The 17,439-nt window shown below is 64.7% G+C and carries 16 protein-coding genes; 8 read left to right on the top strand and 8 right to left on the bottom strand.

Features of this window, described 5'->3' with window-relative positions; all coding sequences use genetic code 11:
- Nucleotides 1-58 precede the first annotated feature (58 nt).
- Entirely contained in the window at nt 59-1,690 is a 1,632-nt protein-coding gene (locus G3574_RS00280) for a S8 family peptidase (protein WP_163959717.1), read from the top strand.
- Nucleotides 1,691-1,744: 54 nt separating this feature from the next.
- Here G3574_RS00280 and G3574_RS00275 read toward each other — a convergent pair whose 3' ends face one another.
- From G3574_RS00275 to asd, 3 genes are all read right to left on the bottom strand, one after another.
- A complete protein-coding gene (locus G3574_RS00275) occupies nt 1,745-2,971 on the bottom strand; it encodes a DUF2863 family protein (protein WP_163959715.1) in 1,227 nt (408 codons plus the stop codon).
- A 208-nt stretch (nt 2,972-3,179) separates the two neighbouring features.
- Nucleotides 3,180-3,596: a secondary thiamine-phosphate synthase enzyme YjbQ gene (locus G3574_RS00270; RefSeq protein ID WP_163959713.1), complete on the bottom strand. Its 417-nt coding sequence runs from the start codon at nt 3,594-3,596 to the stop codon at nt 3,180-3,182.
- A 44-nt stretch (nt 3,597-3,640) separates the two neighbouring features.
- The gene (gene asd, locus G3574_RS00265) at nt 3,641-4,486 is read right to left on the bottom strand and encodes an archaetidylserine decarboxylase (protein WP_163959711.1); all 846 of its coding nucleotides are present in this window, start codon (nt 4,484-4,486) and stop codon (nt 3,641-3,643) included.
- A 286-nt stretch (nt 4,487-4,772) separates the two neighbouring features.
- On the opposite strand from asd, the gene G3574_RS00260 reads away from it, so the two are divergent.
- Entirely contained in the window at nt 4,773-5,510 is a 738-nt protein-coding gene (locus G3574_RS00260) for a lytic transglycosylase domain-containing protein (protein ID WP_163959708.1), read from the top strand.
- Between the two features lie 30 nt (nt 5,511-5,540).
- On the opposite strand, the gene G3574_RS00255 is transcribed toward G3574_RS00260, so the two are convergent.
- Complete coding sequence (locus G3574_RS00255) at nt 5,541-5,789, bottom strand: MbcA/ParS/Xre antitoxin family protein (protein ID WP_205609600.1); 249 nt, start codon at nt 5,787-5,789, stop codon at nt 5,541-5,543.
- Between the two features lie 170 nt (nt 5,790-5,959).
- Here G3574_RS00255 and G3574_RS00250 point away from each other — a divergent pair, with 170 nt between their 5' ends.
- Together G3574_RS00250 and G3574_RS00245 are read left to right on the top strand one after the other, a co-directional pair.
- Nucleotides 5,960-6,307 (top strand): DUF5710 domain-containing protein, encoded by a 348-nt coding sequence (locus tag G3574_RS00250; protein WP_163959614.1) that lies wholly within the window; start codon nt 5,960-5,962, stop codon nt 6,305-6,307.
- Nucleotides 6,308-6,790: 483 nt separating this feature from the next.
- Complete coding sequence (locus G3574_RS00245; protein WP_163959706.1) at nt 6,791-8,137, top strand: hypothetical protein; 1,347 nt, start codon at nt 6,791-6,793, stop codon at nt 8,135-8,137.
- A 37-nt stretch (nt 8,138-8,174) separates the two neighbouring features.
- On the opposite strand, the gene G3574_RS00240 is transcribed toward G3574_RS00245, so the two are convergent.
- Nucleotides 8,175-8,621, bottom strand: coding sequence for an SRPBCC family protein (locus G3574_RS00240; RefSeq protein ID WP_163959704.1), 447 nt, complete (start codon nt 8,619-8,621; stop codon nt 8,175-8,177).
- Nucleotides 8,622-8,844: 223 nt separating this feature from the next.
- Here G3574_RS00240 and G3574_RS00235 point away from each other — a divergent pair, with 223 nt between their 5' ends.
- Complete coding sequence (locus G3574_RS00235; RefSeq protein WP_163959703.1) at nt 8,845-9,096, top strand: hypothetical protein; 252 nt, start codon at nt 8,845-8,847, stop codon at nt 9,094-9,096.
- Nucleotides 9,097-9,181: 85 nt separating this feature from the next.
- Here the strand turns inward: G3574_RS00235 and G3574_RS00230 are convergent, their stop codons facing one another.
- Together G3574_RS00230 and katG are read right to left on the bottom strand one after the other, a co-directional pair.
- On the bottom strand, nt 9,182-10,021 hold the full coding sequence (locus G3574_RS00230) for an alpha/beta fold hydrolase (RefSeq protein ID WP_163959701.1): 840 nt from the start codon (nt 10,019-10,021) through the stop codon (nt 9,182-9,184).
- Nucleotides 10,022-10,339: 318 nt separating this feature from the next.
- The gene (gene katG, locus G3574_RS00225) at nt 10,340-12,538 is read right to left on the bottom strand and encodes a catalase/peroxidase HPI (protein WP_163959699.1); all 2,199 of its coding nucleotides are present in this window, start codon (nt 12,536-12,538) and stop codon (nt 10,340-10,342) included.
- A 325-nt stretch (nt 12,539-12,863) separates the two neighbouring features.
- Between katG and G3574_RS00220 the strand changes: the two genes are divergently transcribed.
- From G3574_RS00220 to G3574_RS00210, 3 genes are read left to right on the top strand one after another with little or no spacing between them, the layout of a single operon-like run.
- Nucleotides 12,864-14,120 carry a porin gene (locus G3574_RS00220; RefSeq protein WP_163959696.1) on the top strand — a complete coding sequence of 419 codons (1,257 nt, stop codon included), beginning with the start codon at nt 12,864-12,866 and terminating at the stop codon, nt 14,118-14,120.
- A 10-nt stretch (nt 14,121-14,130) separates the two neighbouring features.
- Nucleotides 14,131-14,571: a phosphate ABC transporter substrate-binding protein gene (locus G3574_RS00215; RefSeq protein ID WP_163959694.1), complete on the top strand. Its 441-nt coding sequence runs from the start codon at nt 14,131-14,133 to the stop codon at nt 14,569-14,571.
- Between the two features lie 40 nt (nt 14,572-14,611).
- Nucleotides 14,612-17,098 (top strand): bifunctional diguanylate cyclase/phosphodiesterase, encoded by a 2,487-nt coding sequence (locus G3574_RS00210; protein WP_163959692.1) that lies wholly within the window; start codon nt 14,612-14,614, stop codon nt 17,096-17,098.
- Here G3574_RS00210 and G3574_RS00205 read toward each other — a convergent pair.
- Nucleotides 17,062-17,403, bottom strand: coding sequence for a cupredoxin domain-containing protein (locus tag G3574_RS00205; protein ID WP_235952840.1), 342 nt, complete (start codon nt 17,401-17,403; stop codon nt 17,062-17,064). The two genes, G3574_RS00210 and G3574_RS00205, sit on opposite strands and share 37 nt — an antisense overlap.
- Nucleotides 17,404-17,439 lie beyond the last annotated feature (36 nt).

The following is a 17,439-nucleotide window of genomic DNA, read 5'->3' as shown; positions in this document are numbered from 1 at the left end:
CGCAGGTCATCTTGGCCTCATGCCTGCGTCAACCACCGATCGTTGGGAGGAGTGCAGCATGGGTCTGAGCGCATTGAACAGGAAGATCATCTACGGCGCCGATGGCACCACCATCGGCGAGGTCGATATCTATGACGCCTCGGGCCGGAACCTCGTCGAGGCAGACCATTACGAACAGGGCCGGCTGCAGGGAACGACGAAATATCTTGCCGACGGCAGGACGGTGTCGGAGATCGGCCGCTACACCTATGCGGATGGACTGCTCACCACGATCACGCGGTGGTTTCCCGCTTCCAAGACCATCATGACGACCCTGCTCGACGCCGGCGGCCAGACCAGGGAAACCGATGTCGCCCAGTACGACGCCAGCGCAAGGCTGAGCGAGGTCAGAAAGTCGACGGGCGGCGGACTGCTGTTCGAGGTCGATCGCTACAGCGAAGGCAAGCTGGCCGCCGTCACGAGCTACTTATCGTCGGGCGATGTGTCCAGTGTGGCGAAGTATGCGTCGGATGGCGTCACGATTTCCGAAGTCGATTCCTTCCAGTACATCGCGGTGTCCGGCCATCTCGCATCGGTCAGCAAGGCCGATGCGACGGGCAAGGTGTTCGAGATCGATTACTACGACGATGCCGGGCACATGGCCGGCGTCGCGCGCTCCGCGACCATCCCCGCTCCCGCGGGCTCGCCTCCTCCGGTGCCCTCGCGTCCCCAGGTCGGACCTCCCGCTCTACCGCCCACCGCATCGTTGCCGGCGCCCGCCTGGAGCAAGGACTGGGGATTCGGTCAGGCCGACCTTCTTAAAGCCCTGGGCGCCGTGCTCGGCCGCACGATTGCCGACCAGGCGGCACCCGCTTCCATCCAGGGCCAGTGGGCGCTCGACGCCATGCATGTCGACGATGCCTGGCAGGCGGGATATGCCGGCCGGGGCGTGATCATTGCGGACATCGATACCGGCATCGACATGCACAATGCCTCGCTCACCCGCAACCTGAGCCGCGATTCATGGAATTTCATCGACCACTCCGCGAACGTGCAGGACGACAACGGACATGGCACCTTCACCGCCTCCGAAATGATCGCCGCCAATGACGGCCGTGGCGTCGTCGGCGCGGCATACGACGCGAAGCTCATGGTCCTGAAGGCGATGGACGCCAGGGGACACGGCGCGACCGCCGACCTGGTGGCGGCGATCGACCATGCGGTCGCCCATGGCGCGAACGTCATCAACCTATCCATCGGCAGCGCGACGGCGCAATCGGAAATGGAAGCAGCCCTGCGGAACGCCTCCTCGCACGGCGTGATCGTCTGCATCTCGGTGGGCAATACCGGCGGCGATTCACCGGAGTATCCGGCGCACTATGCGCAAAGCATTCCTAACTGCATCGCCGTCGGCGCCGACCAGCCTTCGGTTGCGGGTACGGGGGCGGTACAGTCATCCTTCAGCGCGAAGGCAGGAACCGCGTTGGCCTATCCCTATGTGGTTGCGCCCGGCATGCCGGTCAAGGGCTACGGGCTGGACGGCACCGCGCAGAACTGGTGGGGCACGTCCATGGCATCGCCGCTGGTTGCCGCCGAAGCCGCCATCCTGCTGTCCGCCCAGCCGTCGCTGCCGGTGGATCAGCTCGTGCAGGATATCGTCCATGGCACGGTGGCGCTCGTCGGCGTTGCCCCCGCGACGTCGCACGGCTGATTGCCGCCTTCCCGCATCCGGCATCCGACATCCGACATCCTGCAGGAGGGACGGTCAGCCGGGGCTTACCGGCCTTGGATCGACGGGCTCGCCGTCGTCTTCGAAGCGCGCGGCAAGAGACAGCGATGCCAGGCCGAGCGAGCTCAAGGCATCGAGGACATCTTCGGCCTCGTCTTCCTGCGTCTGCGTGGTCCGTATCGGCTTGTCGAACGAGGCCAGCAATTCCCGGCTGGCCGCGGCATACAGGTTGATTCGGAACACGAGGTCATCGCCGATGTCTGCGGGGCCCGCGATCGCGTCCACGGAATCGGCGGCGTTGCCGCTTGCATCGATGGCTTGCTGCAGGAAGGCGAGCATCTGCAGCACGTCATGTTCCGCCGCGCCGGCCGCCTTGCCGCCGTAGAACAGGTCCTGGTAGAGAAAATCGAGTTCGACCTTCCTGTCTCCGGCTACGAGGCAGCGCTCGAGCAGCGGCGCGGCGTCCCGGGTCCAGCGGCGGAAGCGCTCGGCGCGCTTCGCGAAATAGCGATCGGCTTCCGCTTCCTTTTCCGGAACGGCGTAGAACGGATCATCCAGCCGCTTGAGCGTGAAGCCAAGCAGGTAGCGCAGTTCCACCGCCTGGTCCTCCGCCGCGAAGCCGCTTTCCGGCCAGCCGCTCATGCTTTCGGTCATGACCGGCGCGGCGACCGCCTTCTTGCGGGTCATCGACTCATGCGCTTCGCGCACCATCTGGTAGACCTGTGCGTACCCAAGCCGCTCGAGTTCCTCGAGATGATAGGCATGGCTGACGAGCACCACGCGTGCTTTGGCGCTCTCGAGTTGGGCGTCCTGGATGCTGTCTCGCAAGTGCGTGAATGCCGCTTCGTCCTGGAAACATTCGTCGGCGCGCAAGCCGCCGACGGTGCGCGCGAAGAATGGAATCACGAAGGCATTCACCTCGACGTCTGCGCCGTCTTCCGTGCGAAAGATCGCTTCCTGGGCGGCGTCCTCGATATGGCGCTTGAGCGCCACCCAGGCCGCATCGTCTTCTTCGCGCGCAAGTTGCAGCGCTTCGCCGAGTATCCCGTTGCGCCCCTGCTGCAGGCATTTGCGGATGCGGCGGCCGAGGTCGGCGGCTTTCTTTTTCAGGTCATCCGGGACGTCGGCATACAGGTCGAGTTCGGTGAGGTCGAGCGCGAGGCTGGCGAGCATGGGGGAGGCGGTTTCGTCCTGCGATGAGGACGGTCCCTGGGAGCGGGAGGCTCGCTTGGAGGGAGGGGATTTCTTTTTTGGTTTGTTCATTGTTGTGTTGTCATTTCCGCGTTGGCGAAAATCTCATTACGGTTTTGGCTTGGCTTTCTATCCGGTGAACCGTTGGCTGTTCTCACTTCCTTGTTTCGCCTTCGGCATCGTACTCGTGGCGGCATGACTACTCCTGTCATTCCCGCGAAGGCGGGAATCCCATTTCACCAGTCCGGAGAAACGCACGAACGAATCCCTGCACCCATCGTCACCCACCCAGCACCGTAACAACCACCCGGCGCCGCTGCGCACCGGTCCGATGCTCCCACAAAAATATCCCTTGCCACGTCCCGAGCAGCAGGCGCCCATCGCCGACCGGTACGCTGATCGACGTGGCCGTCAGCACCTGCCGCGCATGGGCGGCCATGTCGTCCGGTCCTTCGAGGTCATGGCGGTAGGCAGGGTCGCCGTCGGGCACGAGGCGCGAGAGTATCGTTTCCAGGTCGCGGCGCACGTCGGGGTCGGCGTTTTCCGTGATGGTGAGTGAGCAGCTGGTATGTTGCACGAAGACATGCGCGAGCCCGGTACGCACCTGCGATGACGCCACGGCGCGCGCCACCTCGTCGGTGATGTTGCGCGTGCCGCGTCCCGGCGTCGCAAATTCAAGGGTGACCTGATGCGTCATCGCCGCAGTCCTCGTGAATGGGTGGCGCGTGATGCATGGCGGCCTCAGTCCGGCTTGCGCCCCATCGCCTCGCCCATGCGGATGGCGCGGGCCGCGGTCCATTCCTTATTGAATTCTATGACGCCTCGCTGGAAGAGCATCACGACGGTCGAACCCAGCAGGAAGCGGCCCATCTCTTCGCCTTTCTCGAGCACGACGTTCTTGTCGTCGTAGCGCCATTCCCGCACGCTGCCGCCGCGCGGCGGATTCACCACGCCATGCCACACCGTCGCCATGCTGCCCACGATGGTTGCGCCGACGAGCACCATGACGAAAGGGCCGAAGGCCGAATCGAACACGCACACCACGCGTTCGTTGCGCGCGAACAGGCCGGGCACGCCGCGCGCCGTCGCGGGGTTCACGGAAAACAGGCTGCCGGGAACGTAGATCATGCGCCGCAGCTTGCCCGTGCAAGGCATGTGGATGCGGTGGTAATCGCGCGGGCTCAGGTACAGGGTCGCGAAGCTGCCATGGTCGAAATGCGCGGCGAGGTCGGCATCGCCGCCGACCAGGGCCTTCGTGGAATACAGATGGCCTTTCGCCTGGAAGACCTGGTCGTGTTCGATGGCGCCGAACTGGCTGATCGCGCCGTCGACGGGGCAGATGAAATCCGCATTCGCCCGCGGCCGCGCGCCCTCGGCCAGCGCGCGGGTGAAGAAATCGTTGAAGCTCGAATAGCTTCCCAGGTCGGGGTTGTGCGCTTCCTTCATGTTGACGTCGTACTTGCGGGCGAACCAGCGAATGAGGAAGCGCCCCAGGCCGCTTTGCGAGCTTGCGAGACGACCCGCGAGGCGGGTCAGCGCCTGTTTCGGCAGCAGGTATTGATGGAAGACGGAGATTCGGTTGCGCACGGGCGAGCCAGGGAAAATGGAATGGATGTCATTATAGCCAGATGCGCTTCGCCGGCACCGGGGAATGTCATGGGGAACGTTCGCCTCCATGGCACGGACACGGCGGCCAACCTTCATCTTTGTGTAACTTCCGTAAAGATCCCACACGGAAATTCCCGTTCGGCAACCCGGACGCTATCCTGCCCATGTAGTCATTCCATCTTTCAATGTTCCGGCCGCAGTTCCTGCGGAAGGCGGGCATGCGTCGCGTTTTTCCGCGCGTGCCGAAGCGAGAAGAGTCGAAGTCATGGTTGGAATTTCTGCGGGCTGGCAACGATCAGCCTTGGGGCGGCAGGTAGCGGGCGGCGTGTCGGTCGCCGTCATGGCGCTGCTCCTGAATGCATGCGGCGCGCTGCCCGGCGCGCAGCCGGGACAGGCCCCCGATGCCGCCAATGGCGCACAGACCGCGGACAAGCGCGGCCGGAGCGTCGAACGGCCCGGGGCATCCTGGCCCGGCGTGAAAGGGGAGCGCTTCACGGCGCGGCCGAGAAAGGGCGTGCGGCCCTCTCCCCTGGACGATCTGCTGGACGAGCCGGATTATGCCCTGAGCGTGCGGCAGATCATGGCGAATGCCGCCTGCCGCGGCTGCGACGAACTGCCCTATCACGAGATGGTGGTGAACGCCTCGAACCGCCACGGCGTGCCGACAAGCCTGATCCATGCGGTGATCCAGAAGGAGTCGGCCTACAATCCGGCGGCCACCTCGGGCCGGCGTGCCCGCGGACTGATGCAGGTCACGCCCGAGGCCGCCCGCTCCGTCGGCTTCGGCAATGCGCGCCAGCTCTATGACCCGCAGACGAACATCTATGCGGGTACGGCTTACCTGAAATACCTGCTCGGCAGCCACGCCACCGTGGATGAAGCGCTGGCCGCGTACAACTCCGGGCCCGGCAACGTGCGCAAGTATCGCGGCGTCCCGCCGTTCAAGGAGACGCGCAGGTACGTGCGGGACGTCAAGCGCGCGTATTTCGACACTGCCAGGTGAAGCGCGGCTTAGCTAGCAGTCAGCAAAGCATCAGCGAAGCGTATGGATGTGCCCGAGCACTTCGTCCACGCGGCCTTCGGCGATGAGTTGCGCTGGCGTCCTGCCGTCGAACGCGGCCAGCGGATGTTCCATCCAGGCGCTCGCCGCCTCGTCGCTTCCCGAGATGGCGCGCATTTCATGCATGACGCTGTAGTAGGCCTGGGCCTTGCGGGATTGCTGTTCGAAGCGCGCGCGCAGGGCGTCGATTCCCTGGAGCGGCGATGGGCTGTCTTTGGTCATGTTGTGTCCTGCGGGGAAGCGGCGCTGAGCAAGACGCCGGGGCGCCGGAGCGCGGCGAAAGCCGGTAGCTTATCAACTTCGCCAGCCGCGCGCAGTGTTTTTCACTGCCGGGCAGCCATGCACGGCTGCGGCCTGCCATAATGCCGGATGTCGAACGAAGCCGCTGCATCATGGAATTTCCGCCTTTTGATCCGCCTTATTTTTCCGTCGAAAGAACCGAGCTTGGCGTGCAAGTGATCAGCACCCATGCCGATGGCCGCCAGGTGACCCGGATGGCCGCGCCGGGCGATGCCGAAGCGGCGCTCTGCGAGTTTCCCGGGGTCGTGCAAGCCTCCGCCGCTCCGAAGAAACCGCCGCGCGCTTCCGCTGCCATGCCGGCCGGTTCGCGCCTGCTCGCGGTGCCGTTTGCCGAGAAGGACGCCGCGAAGAAGCTTGGCGCACGCTGGAACCCCGATCAGAAATCGTGGTACGTGCCGCCGGGCCTTGATCTTGCGCCGTTTGAACGCTGGATGCGCTGATTTTCCGGCCCGCCAATGAAAAACGCCCTGATCCGAGATCCCGGTCCGCTTTTCAGGCTGTCGACTTGATCTGCTCGATAGGGCGTTTGCCTGATGCCATGCATATCGGTTGCATGTGCCTCAGATGCACGCATCATAATAAAAAAACATGACGAGGTAATGACGCGGAGCAAGAACTTGGTGTTTAATAGCACCTTTTCCAGCTTCCGGATGTGGCTTTGCTTTTGAATTCGGAAGATGAGGCGGATCAAGTTCGATACGCTTTCTTCAAGTCGGTATTCCTGGCGCTCAATTAAGCGCGTTCAGGCGCGGTATAGTCTGCACTCGGCATCAACGGGCGAACGCTGGACAGGATGCATTAACGCATGCCAGCCAGGCCGGTTACGAGAATGCGGGCAAGAAGCCGTGCCGTCGCCACCAGCCCGCGATATCGGTGCATTCAATCATTCAGTTCATCACAGTATTTGTATGGAGACTCCTGTTATGCCTTCCAAGCGTGAGCAAGGCGCGTCCGCGACCGTCATCAAGTGGACCGAAGAGGAATGGCGCCTGATCGCTGCGCGGCTCGTCGAGATGAAAGGCCGCGCGCTGCTGGCATCGCCGCAGCTGGAAGAAGTCAAGGCGCGCGACATCTTCGAGGCGCAAGACGTCCTGCCCGCCGACCGCCATCGCAAGCTTATCTCGATCTCGCAGGGCGTGAAGGCAACCCGGCAGCATGTGCAGAAGATCCTGTCGGGAGAAGGCGCTTCCCAGGCCGAACTGCTCGACGACGATGCCTTGTCCGGAGAGGACGATCTGCCGCAGGAGGCTAACGAAACAGAGGCATCGGCGGCTCCTTCGGCTAGCTCGGCTCCCGTGACTTCCAGGGCGCCGGTCGCAGCAGGCGCGGACGACGAGGCCTCGGCCGGTGAAGAGGAGGAGCAGGACGATGCCGGCGCGCCGGCGATGAATGCGCAGGCCGCGCGCCCCGCGGCGCCTGTCGCGCACGATACGCGCCCGGCAGTCGCCAGCGCCCCGGCCGGCGCGGACGCCAGGCCGCAGCACCGGCAAGCCAGGGCCGCGGAGGCCGCCTCCCGTTCCGCCGCCGCCGAGAGCCTGGTCGAACTCGCCCGGCCGTTCGTCGCGATGGTGTGCGAGGAACTCGCCAGCGCCCTGGTCAAGGCCATGGCAAACAAGGATAACGCCGCGCAGATCGGCGCCTTCCTGCAAGCCGCGAATATCCAGTCCGGCCGGCCGGCAGGCAACCAGCGCGACGAGCAACGCGGATGGACCCGCGAGCCCGCGCAGGCCCCCGCGCCCAAGCCCCAGAAGCGCGCCGAGCCGGATGACATGCCTTTCGCCGCGCATGGCGTCGACGAAGAAGACCCGCACCTGGGCGAGACCGACGTGCAGCCCCTGTTCGATCCCAAGCTGCCGCCATCGGCCAACAGCGCCTACAAGCCGATCATTGCCTTGATCGGGATCAGCGCGGCGGATGCGGACGACCTGCGCCGCCGTTATCCGCAGTTCGAGTTGAAGGTGGTCGGGCTCGAGGACCTCCGCACCGAGCCCTCGCTGCGCAATTGCCAGAGGATGGTCGGACTGCGTGAAACCGTCCCCGCGCCGGCGGACGAATTCCTTCGCAAGACTTTCCGCCACCGGTATGTGCGCGTGACCGGCGGCATCGGCCAGTTGCACCAGCAGCTCAATGGCTGGCTCACCAATCCGGTATCCATGAATACCGGGCCGTCGCGGCCGCCGAAACCCCAGAACGGCAAGGGACAGGGCGGCGGCGGAGGAGGAGGCTACGCCAAGAAGCGCCAGTTCCGCCGTTCCAAGCCCACTCCCTGACCAAGGCCTGCCTTGCCGGCGACCCGCGCCGGCAAGCTCAATCGGGAATCACCGGCTCGACCAGCTGCGCGAGCTGCAGCAAAGATTCCTGCCAGCCGAGATAGCACATCTCCACGGGGATGGCCGCCGGTATTCCCTCCTGCACGATCCGGATATCCGTCCCGCACGAGACCGGGTTCAATGTAATCGTGGTCTTCATCTCGCCCGGCAGGTTGGGATCGTCGAAGCGGTCGGTGTAGCGGATGCGTTCGTTCGGAACGAGGTCGAGGTACTCGCCGCTGAAGCCATGGCCATGTCCGGTCGAAAAGTTCGAGAACGCCATCGCGTGCCGTCCGCCGACGCGGGCGTCGAGCTCCAAGACCTGGCAGGTGAAGCCGAAGGGCGGCAGCCATTTTGCCACGGCGGCCGGTTCCAGGAAGGCGCGGAAGATGCGTTCGGGGCTTGCCCGCAAGACACGATGCAGCGTCACGGTACCGGTATTCATGGCAACTCATCCTTTCGAAAATACGTGTCGTTGAAGGCGAATATTCCGGCCTTTACTGTATGCGCATACAGTATAATGGAGGCCTGATTCACCGCTATCCGGCCCCGCCGGTTGACGTCAACGCCCGGCGACAGCGCGATGTCCAGCATACCGCGTTTTCAATCCCGCACCGTCCGTGCGGTGCCTGGCCTGTTAACCGTCGGCGCCTTCACAAGGAGTTAACATGGAAACAGAAATCAGCGTTGAAGAGCTGCAAGAATTGCATGAAGCACGCGAACTGCAGTTGCCCCTCCGGTCTGAACACGACGTGGAGCACCTGATTGATTTGCTCACCCTCGCCAGCGCCACCTTGCGCCTGAAGAAGTACCACAAGCTTCCCGACAGGGAAGAAATGCTGAGGACGGCCGCGCACGCGCTCGCCGTGCTCATGCTCGAATCGCCACGGCATTGCCTGATGGCCCCCGCTGTGCACTAAGTCCGCGCCGCGTTTTTCCAAGCCTCATCCAGGCAAAGCCAGGCCCTGCCAGATCGATCTTCTGGCGGGGCCTGATTCCAAAAAATCAGCCTGACGCGGACCCGGACTCCAGGAAACCACTTACCATCGCAAGCACCTCGTCGCCGCGTTCCCGGTGAGGCACATGATGGGTCTGGTCCATCACTGCCGCGCGCGCAGGCCCGCCGGCAAGGCTTGCGATCATTTCCGGATGCCGGGTCGAGCCGTATTCGTCGAAAATACCGTGGATCGCCAGCACCGGGCATCTCACGCCGGGCAGCACGCCAGCAAGCGTCCAATCGGCGAATGCGGGATTGAGCCAGGTTTCCGTCCAGGCATCGACCACCCATTGCGCCTTTTCGCCATGGTATTTCCGCAAGCGGCCTATCTGCTGCGGGTCCTTGAACTGTTCCTTCGCCAATGTGATGCCCTGTATCGTCCTGTCTTCGAGGAAGGTCTGTGCCGCTTCCGTGACGAGCGCCTCGCAATCGTCCGGAAAGCGTGCCGCGCAGTGGATCGCCATGCCGCCGCCTACGCTGTGGCCGAAGGCGACGAAGCGCCGCAGGCCAAGCTGTTCGCGCAGCAGCGGAAAGACGGTGACGGCTTCGTCGGCGATGAAGCCAATCCCCGGGATGCCCTTGCGCGGTCCGGACCTGCCGAAGCCAAGCCGGTCATAGGCAAGCACCTCGCGACCCGTCGCCGCGCTCAGCCGTGCCGGAAAATCGCGCCATAGCGAGACGCAGCCAAGGGAATCATGGAAGAGCACGATAGGCGCCGGCCGGGGAGGGTGGCTACCGTCGCCTTGTGTCTGCTCGTCCGGCGTCCAGCGCTGGACGAAGATCCGACCGTCCGGGTGGTCCACCCAGATTTCGGTCGATACGATGTCATTCAAGTCTGTATTGATCATCAAATTCATTGTTTTAGCCCGGCACAATGCCGCGCGATCCGTTCGGGGAAGCCATGTCCGTTCCGCCGCCGCCTTCATCTTCAACGCAAGAGGAACAGCAGAGAAGCAGTGAGAGAAGCAAAGAGGCATGGGTGCAGACCATCCATTGTCCCAATATTCCCGCAAAGGCGCTGGAACCGCATGATCCAGTGGGTCGCGCTGGCCATCCGGACTCCGTCCGGCCAAGACGAACAACGCCCCGGCGATCGTTATCCGATCGCCGGGGCGTTGCCGAATGATGTCAGCCAACCACCCGGCATGCATCGCCGGGCGTTCGCGTCAGGCCAGTTCGAAGCGGTCGAGGTTCATCACCTTGTTCCAGGCGGCGACGAAGTCTTGCACGAACTTCTTCTGGGCGTCGCTGCAGGCATAGACTTCCGCGAGCGCGCGCAGCTGCGAATTGGAGCCGAACACGAGGTCGGCCACCGTGCCCGTCCACTTCAACGCGCCGGTCTTGCGGTCGCGTCCCTCGAGCACGTTCGCGTCCGACTCGGAACGTGCCCAGCGGGTGTCCATGTCGAGCAGATTGACGAAGAAGTCGTTGCTCAGCGTGCCAGGGCGGCTGGTGAACACGCCGTGCCGGCTCTGGCCGACGTTGGTATCGAGGACGCGCAGGCCGCCAACGAGCACCGTCATTTCCGGCGCGGACAGCGTGAGCTTTTGCGCCTTGTCGATCAGCAGTTCCGCTGCGCCTTCGACACCCTTGCGCAAGTAGTTGCGGAAGCCATCGGCTACGGGCTCCAGCGGCGCAAAGGAATGGACGTCGGTCTGTTCCTGCGACGCGTCGGTACGGCCCGGCGTGAATGGAACCTTGATTTCGACGTCGGCGTTGCGCGCAGCCGCTTCGATCGCCGCATTGCCGCCGAGGACGATCAGGTCGGCCAGCGAAACCTGCTTGCCGCCGCGCTGGCCGGCGTTGAATTCCTGCTGGATCGCTTCCAGCGCGGCGATCACCTTGCCGAGCTGCGCCGGCTGGTTGGCTTCCCAATCCTTCTGCGGGGCGAGGCGGATGCGCGCGCCGTTGGCGCCGCCGCGCTTGTCGCCGCCGCGGAAGGTCGAGGCCGAAGCCCAGGCCGCCGATACCAGCTCGGAAGTGCTCAGTCCGGAAGACAGTATCTTCGCCTTGAGCGCGGCGATGTCATCGTCGTCGACCAGCGCATGGTCGACCGCCGGCACCGGGTCCTGCCAGATCAGGACTTCCTGCGGCACGAGGGCGCCGAGGTAGCGGGCGCGCGGTCCCATGTCGCGGTGGGTAAGCTTGAACCAGGCGCGGGCGAAAGCGTCGGCGAACTGGTCGGGGTTTTCGAGGAAGCGGCGGGAAATCTTTTCGTAGGCCGGATCGAAGCGCAGCGCGAGGTCCGCAGTGGACATCATCGGCGCATGGCGTTTGTCCGGATCGTGGGCGTCGACGACGGTGTCGGCGCCAGCGCCATCCTTCGGCGTCCACTGGTGCGCGCCGGCCGGGCTCTTGGTCAGTTCCCACTCGTAGCCGAACAGGGTCTCGAAGTAACCGTTGTCCCAGGTGGTCGGGTTGGGCTTCCAGGCGCCTTCCAGGCCGCTGGTGATGGCGTGCGCGCCCTTGCCGCTGCCGAAGCTGCTGGTCCAGCCGAAGCCTTGCGCCTCGATGCCGGCGCCTTCCGGCTCCGCGCCGACATGGGCCGGATCGCCGGCGCCGTGGGCCTTGCCGAAGGTGTGTCCGCCAGCCACCAGCGCCACGGTTTCCTCGTCATCCATCGCCATGCGGGCGAAGGTCTCGCGGATGTCGCGGGCCGAGGCGACCGGATCGGGATTGCCGTTCGGGCCTTCCGGGTTTACGTAGATCAGGCCCATCTGCACCGCGGCCAGAGGATTGGCGAGGTCGCGCTCGCCGCTGTAGCGCTCGTCGGCCAGCCACTTGCCCTCCGAACCCCAGTAGATGTCGTCTTCCGGCTCATAGGTGTCGGCGCGTCCGCCGGCAAAGCCGAAGGTCTTGAAGCCCATGGATTCGAGCGCGACGTTGCCGGTGAGGATGAACAGGTCGGCCCAGGAGAGCGCGCGGCCATACTTCTGCTTGATCGGCCAGAGCAGGCGACGTGCCTTGTCGAGGTTTCCGTTGTCGGGCCAGCTGTTGAGCGGCGCGAAGCGCTGCGCGCCCATGCCGGCCCCGCCGCGGCCGTCGGCGATGCGGTAGGTCCCCGCAGCGTGCCACGCCATGCGGATGAACAGCGGCCCGTAATGGCCGTAGTCGGCGGGCCACCATTCCTGGGAATCCGTCATCAGCGCGTGCAGGTCCTTGACCACCGCGTCGAGGTCGAGCTGCTTGAATTCGGCGGCGTAATCGAAGTCTTCGCCCATCGGATTCGCACGGGCCGAATGCTGGTGCAGGATGCCGAGATTGAGCTGGTTCGGCCACCAATCCTTGTTGCCCGTGCCCTTGCTGCGGGCAACGGTCGTCTTGCGGTTAGCGCCCGAAAAGGGGCATGCTGCTTCGTTGGTCATGGATATCTCCTTCGGCTTGGGATGATGTTGGTGTTGGCTGACGAATGCAGTGTAAGCCGGCAAGATGCTTAGCCAAAGACAATTGATTCAATGGAATGAATAGAATATTTAAATAAGGAAGAAAGAGCGGGTTTGAACCTTGTTATAACCTTTGCGTTTTCCAACCGTTGGTCAGATGCATCTGACAATAACGCACGTCACATTTCCACAACAACAGGCGGAATCGTTTCTTAATGGAAATAAAATCCGCGATAATCGAGGCCCGACGCAATTTCGTCAAAAAACTTTCCGGTTTTCCCCGGCCGGAACGCATCTGAGAACACCCATGCAGTACAACTCGCGCCTGATCGGCGCCATCGCGCTGATGGCGACTTCCGCCATGGCGGCGGAACCCGGCGCGCCCAACATCTCCGAGCGGCCCGTCTTTACCTTCAGCGGCTTCGGCACGCTCGGCGCGGTGCATTCCAGCGAGCGCGACGCGGACTTCACCACCCATGTGTTCAAGCCGAACGGCGCAGGCGCCAGCCATGACTGGAGTTTCGCGCCGGACAGCCTGCTCGGCGGCCAGGTCAATGCGCGCTTCGGGCCGCGGCTGTCGGCGGTGCTGCAGGTCGTGGCCGAACAGCGCTATGACAAGACGTGGCGGCCGCAGGCGGAGTGGGCCAACCTCAAGTACCAGTTCACCCCCAGCTTCAGCGCCCGCATCGGCCGCATCGCCTTGCCGGGCTTTCTGGCGGCGGATTACCGGAAAGTGGGCTATGCGATTCCCTGGGTGCGCGCGCCGCGCGACGTCTACCTGCTCGGCCCGGTCACGAGCAATGACGGCATCGACGCGAGCCATACCATCGCGGTCGGCGAAGGCAACAATACCCTGCAGGCCTATTACGGCCGGAAAGACATCCGCAGCACCTACCAGGATGGCGACCCCATCCTGGCGCGCGATTCCTTCGGCATCGTCGATACCCTGGAAGTCGGCCCGCTGACCCTGCGCGCCGGCTACCAGACTGGCAGGATGAGCATGGGCAGCTCGAAGGATTTCTTCGACCGGGTAAGGCAATTCGGCAGCGCCGGCGGCCAGCTTGCCGATCGCTACGATCTCTGGGACAAGACCTACCGCTTGATGTCCTTCGGCGGCAACATCGACCAGGGGAGATGGTTCCTGACCACCGAATGGGCGCAGCTCAAGACCAATTCATGGGCCGGCGACGGCCAGGCATGGTACGCGGGCGCGGGATATCGCATCGGCCACGTCACGCCCTTCGCCAGCGTGTCGCGCGTGCGCCTGACCTCGCCCGCCAGCGATCCCGGGTTGCCGGTGGCGTCGCTGCCCGCCTTTCTCAGGCCGGCCACGCAGCAGGCCAACGGCGTGCTCGACTCCCTGCTCGGCGCCATCATTCCCGACCAGCGCACTTTGTCGGCAGGCATGCGCTGGGACGCCGCCAAAAACACCGCAGTCAAGGTCCAGGTCGACCACATGGATCTCAGCACCGGATCGGGGGGCGCGCTCAAGAATTTGCTGCCCGGGTTTTCGCCCGGCGGACAGGTGAACCTGTTCACCGTCAGCGTGGACTTCGTGTTCTGAAGGATGCGCCATGGCTAACGCATCCCGCATCATGATCACCGCAGCCACCCTGGTCGCATTGTCTGGCCTGGCACCGTCACGAGCACAGGCGCAGACGGTGGTGGTGGTGGCTGCCGCCAGCCCGGTCAACGTCCTGAGCGCCGCGCAGGTGGCGAACGTGTTTCTCGGCAAGCGCGTCGCGCTGCCCGGCGGCGTGGAACTGGTGCCGCTGGACCAGCCCGAAGACTCGGCTATCCGCCATGATTTCTACCTGAAGGTCGTCGGCCGTTCGCCGGAATTGATGAAGGCGCACTGGTCCAGGCTGCTTTTCACCGGCAAGGGCGAACCGCCGCGCGAGCTGCCGAACGGCGCAGGCGTCCGGCGCGCGATCGCGGCCGATCCGCGTTATGTCGGCTATCTCGACAAGTCGGCGGTGGATGCCGGCGTGAAGATCGTTTTCGCGGTGGACTGACGGACATGATGAACAATATGGCGACCACCGGGAGACCCTGATGGCAAGCATGCGGCTGCTGCGCGTGCGCCTCGCACGCCTTTTCCTGCGGACCGCCGATCCGCGCCTGCTTTTCCCGGGCATCGGCCTGCTGCTTCTCGCGGCGGTCTGGACCATCGCCTTCTCGATGCTGCACATGGCAAGGGATAGCGCGGAACAGGCGGCCATCGGCTCCAGCGGCGAACTCATCGAAACCTACGAGGCGCAGATGGCGCGCAACGTCGGCGCAATCAACCAGGCGCTCGACATCATCAACTACGGCCTCCAGCTGCGCCAGGGCGGCCGCGGCAGGTCGGGGCAGGGCAGGGACGTGCTCGCCGAGCTGGCGGAGCGGGCATTGCTGCCACCGGCCCTGTTCTTCCAGGCGCGAATCGTCGACCGGGACGGGGTACTCAGGGAAGCCACCCATGCGGGCACCTGGCCCGACATCCCGGCACAGGCTTTCTTCCACAGGCACCGCGACCAGGCGGGCACCGACACCTTCGTCAGTCCGCCATCGCAAGTGGGCGGGAAATGGCAGATGCATTTCAGCAAGCGCCTGGCGACCGCGCAGGGCGCCTTCGCCGGGGTAGCCATCATCTCGGTCGAACCGTCCTACTTCACCAGCGGTTACGATCCGGCGCGTCTGGGCGACCGCGGCGTGCTGGGCCTGTTGAACGGCGAAGGCGTCTTCCTGGTCAGCCGCACGGGGCAGATGGTCGGCTGGGGCCAGCGCTCGGGCATCGTTGCCGACGAGTCTGCCGGCGACCGCGAGGCACCCCCGTCGCTCCTCGCGCTGAACCGCTGGGACGGCGTGCGGCGCTATACCCTCGCGCGCCAGCTGCACGGCGTGCCGCTGGCGGTCGTGATCGGCCTCGCGGAAGACGAACAGCTTGCGAAATACGCCGCCGCGCGGCACGACATCCTGTGGAAGGCGACACTGGCCAGCCTGCTGCTGATCACGGTGGTCGCGGCCATCGGGCGCCTGTCCTGGCAGCTTGGAAACAGCCGGCGGCATGTGCGCAAGGCGCAGGAAACCTATTACGCCGCGTCCAACGCGAGCCATGATGCCTTCTTCATCCTGCGCACCGTCACCGGCAAGGACGGCACGATCCAGGATTTCGTTCTCGACGACACCAACCGGCGCGGTGCAGCCCTTTTCCGCCGCGACAAATCCGCAATGATCGGCCTGACGCTGCGCGGCCTGTTCCCGGAAACCCCCATCAGCGGACTGTTCGACGACTTCGTCAGCGTGGCGCAGCACCGTACCGTCGACGAGAAGGAGTGGATGAACACCAGTCCGCTCGTGAAGGCGGAATGGCTGCAGCGCCAGCTGGTATGGGTGGAAGGAGGCGTGGTCGCGATCGTGCGCGACATCACGCAGCGCAAGCGCGCGGAAGCCTTCCTGCTCGAGCAGTCGCAGGCGCTGGAAATGATCGCCACCGGAATGCCGGTGGCCGACGTCCTGCACAAGCTGATGCAGATGGTGGCCGCGCGGCTGCCGGATGCGGCGGGCGTCATCCGGCTCATGGACGATGACGGCAAGCGCATGGCCGGCGCGGCGAGCCACGGCATGCCGCCGGGCTGGGATGATGCTTCGGATGACCGCGGTGACGAGGCTTCCGGTGGTCCTTGCGGCGAGGCCGTGAGGCGGGGCGAGGAAGTCGTCGTTGCCGACCTCGCCGCGGAAGGCCCGCGGCCGGAGGGCTTCAGTACAGCCTTGGCACATGGATTGCGCGCATGCTGTTCCCTGCCGATCTTCGCCGGGAAAGACCGGGTTGCTGGCAGCGTGACGATGTATTTCCGCGAGGCGCGCGCGCCGACCCGGCACGAGCGCGACGTGGTGCGGGCGGCGACGCGCCTCGCCGGCATCGCAATCGAACGCAAGCAGGCGGAACGGCATATCTGGCACATGGCCCACCATGATCCCTTGACCGGCTTGCCGAATCGCAGCCTGCTCGACGACCGCTTGCGGCAGGCCATCCTGCGCGCGCAGCGCACCCGCAGCGGGGCGATCGTGGCCTTCATCGACCTCGACAACTTCAAGCTGGTCAACGACAGCCTCGGCCACGATGCAGGCGATGACCTGCTGAAGACCGCTGCCAGCCGCATGGTGGCGGCGGTGCGCGCCTCCGATACCGTGATTCGCCTAGGCGGCGACGAATTCGTCATCATCCTCCACGAGCAGGGGGAAGATGCCGACCTGTCGCCGCTGCAGGAGATTCATGCCGCGGTGGCGCGGCCGATGATGCTGGCCGGCCGCGAGGTGCAGGTCACCTGCAGCATGGGCGCGGCCTGCTATCCGAAGGATGGCGCGGATCCGCAGACCTTGCTGATGAATGCCGATGCCGCGATGTACCGCGCGAAGGAACTGGGACGCAACAACGTCCAGGCCTATGGGGCCGAGATGCACCGCCAGATGCGGGAGCGGCTGGCATTACAGCTTGGTCCAGCCTTGCAGGCGCCGCATCCTCATTTCACTTCCAGCGTGCCCTTCATCGTCGGGTGAAAGGCGCAAAAGTAGGCGAAACGGCCAGTCGTGTTCGCGATGAATTTCCAGCTTTTGCCCGCGTCGATACTGCCCGATTCGAATACCTTCCCGGCGGCGCTCGCCGTATGCGGGAAGGGATCCTTGTTTTGCCAGACCACGGTATCGCCTTTCCGGACCTCCAGCGTGGCCGGCGTGTACTGCATGCCCTCGATGACCACGACATGGACGCGCGCCTCCGGCGCGGCGAGCGACTCGCCTGAGGCCAGCGCGCCGGCGCCGAGCAGCGCCGCCATGAAATAGGACAGGGAGAAATGATTCATCATGACGGCCTCCATGCTTCCCGGGTTGAATGGCGTGAT

Origin of the sequence: Noviherbaspirillum galbum, from assembly GCF_010974945.1 — a bacterium.
Lineage (GTDB): Bacteria > Pseudomonadota > Gammaproteobacteria > Burkholderiales > Burkholderiaceae_D > Noviherbaspirillum > Noviherbaspirillum galbum.
The sequence above is the reverse complement of the archived record's forward strand: the minus strand, read 5'-3'. Positions and strand labels throughout refer to the sequence as shown.

What these genes read in the sequence shown, in the direction of transcription:
- G3574_RS00280 (WP_163959717.1), top strand. Translation starts at nt 59, where the DNA reads ATGGGTCTGAGCGCATTGAACAGGAAGATCATCTACGGCGCCGATGGC.
- G3574_RS00275 (WP_163959715.1), bottom strand. Translation starts at nt 2,971, where the DNA reads ATGAACAAACCAAAAAAGAAATCCCCTCCCTCCAAGCGAGCCTCCCGC.
- G3574_RS00270 (WP_163959713.1), bottom strand. Translation starts at nt 3,596, where the DNA reads ATGACGCATCAGGTCACCCTTGAATTTGCGACGCCGGGACGCGGCACG.
- G3574_RS00260 (WP_163959708.1), top strand. Translation starts at nt 4,773, where the DNA reads ATGGTTGGAATTTCTGCGGGCTGGCAACGATCAGCCTTGGGGCGGCAG.
- G3574_RS00255 (WP_205609600.1), bottom strand. Translation starts at nt 5,789, where the DNA reads ATGACCAAAGACAGCCCATCGCCGCTCCAGGGAATCGACGCCCTGCGC.
- G3574_RS00250 (WP_163959614.1), top strand. Translation starts at nt 5,960, where the DNA reads ATGGAATTTCCGCCTTTTGATCCGCCTTATTTTTCCGTCGAAAGAACC.
- G3574_RS00245 (WP_163959706.1), top strand. Translation starts at nt 6,791, where the DNA reads ATGCCTTCCAAGCGTGAGCAAGGCGCGTCCGCGACCGTCATCAAGTGG.
- G3574_RS00240 (WP_163959704.1), bottom strand. Translation starts at nt 8,621, where the DNA reads ATGAATACCGGTACCGTGACGCTGCATCGTGTCTTGCGGGCAAGCCCC.
- G3574_RS00235 (WP_163959703.1), top strand. Translation starts at nt 8,845, where the DNA reads ATGGAAACAGAAATCAGCGTTGAAGAGCTGCAAGAATTGCATGAAGCA.
- G3574_RS00230 (WP_163959701.1), bottom strand. Translation starts at nt 10,021, where the DNA reads ATGATCAATACAGACTTGAATGACATCGTATCGACCGAAATCTGGGTG.
- katG (WP_163959699.1), bottom strand. Translation starts at nt 12,538, where the DNA reads ATGACCAACGAAGCAGCATGCCCCTTTTCGGGCGCTAACCGCAAGACG.
- G3574_RS00220 (WP_163959696.1), top strand. Translation starts at nt 12,864, where the DNA reads ATGCAGTACAACTCGCGCCTGATCGGCGCCATCGCGCTGATGGCGACT.
- G3574_RS00215 (WP_163959694.1), top strand. Translation starts at nt 14,131, where the DNA reads ATGGCTAACGCATCCCGCATCATGATCACCGCAGCCACCCTGGTCGCA.
- G3574_RS00210 (WP_163959692.1), top strand. Translation starts at nt 14,612, where the DNA reads ATGGCAAGCATGCGGCTGCTGCGCGTGCGCCTCGCACGCCTTTTCCTG.
- G3574_RS00205 (WP_235952840.1), bottom strand. Translation starts at nt 17,403, where the DNA reads ATGATGAATCATTTCTCCCTGTCCTATTTCATGGCGGCGCTGCTCGGC.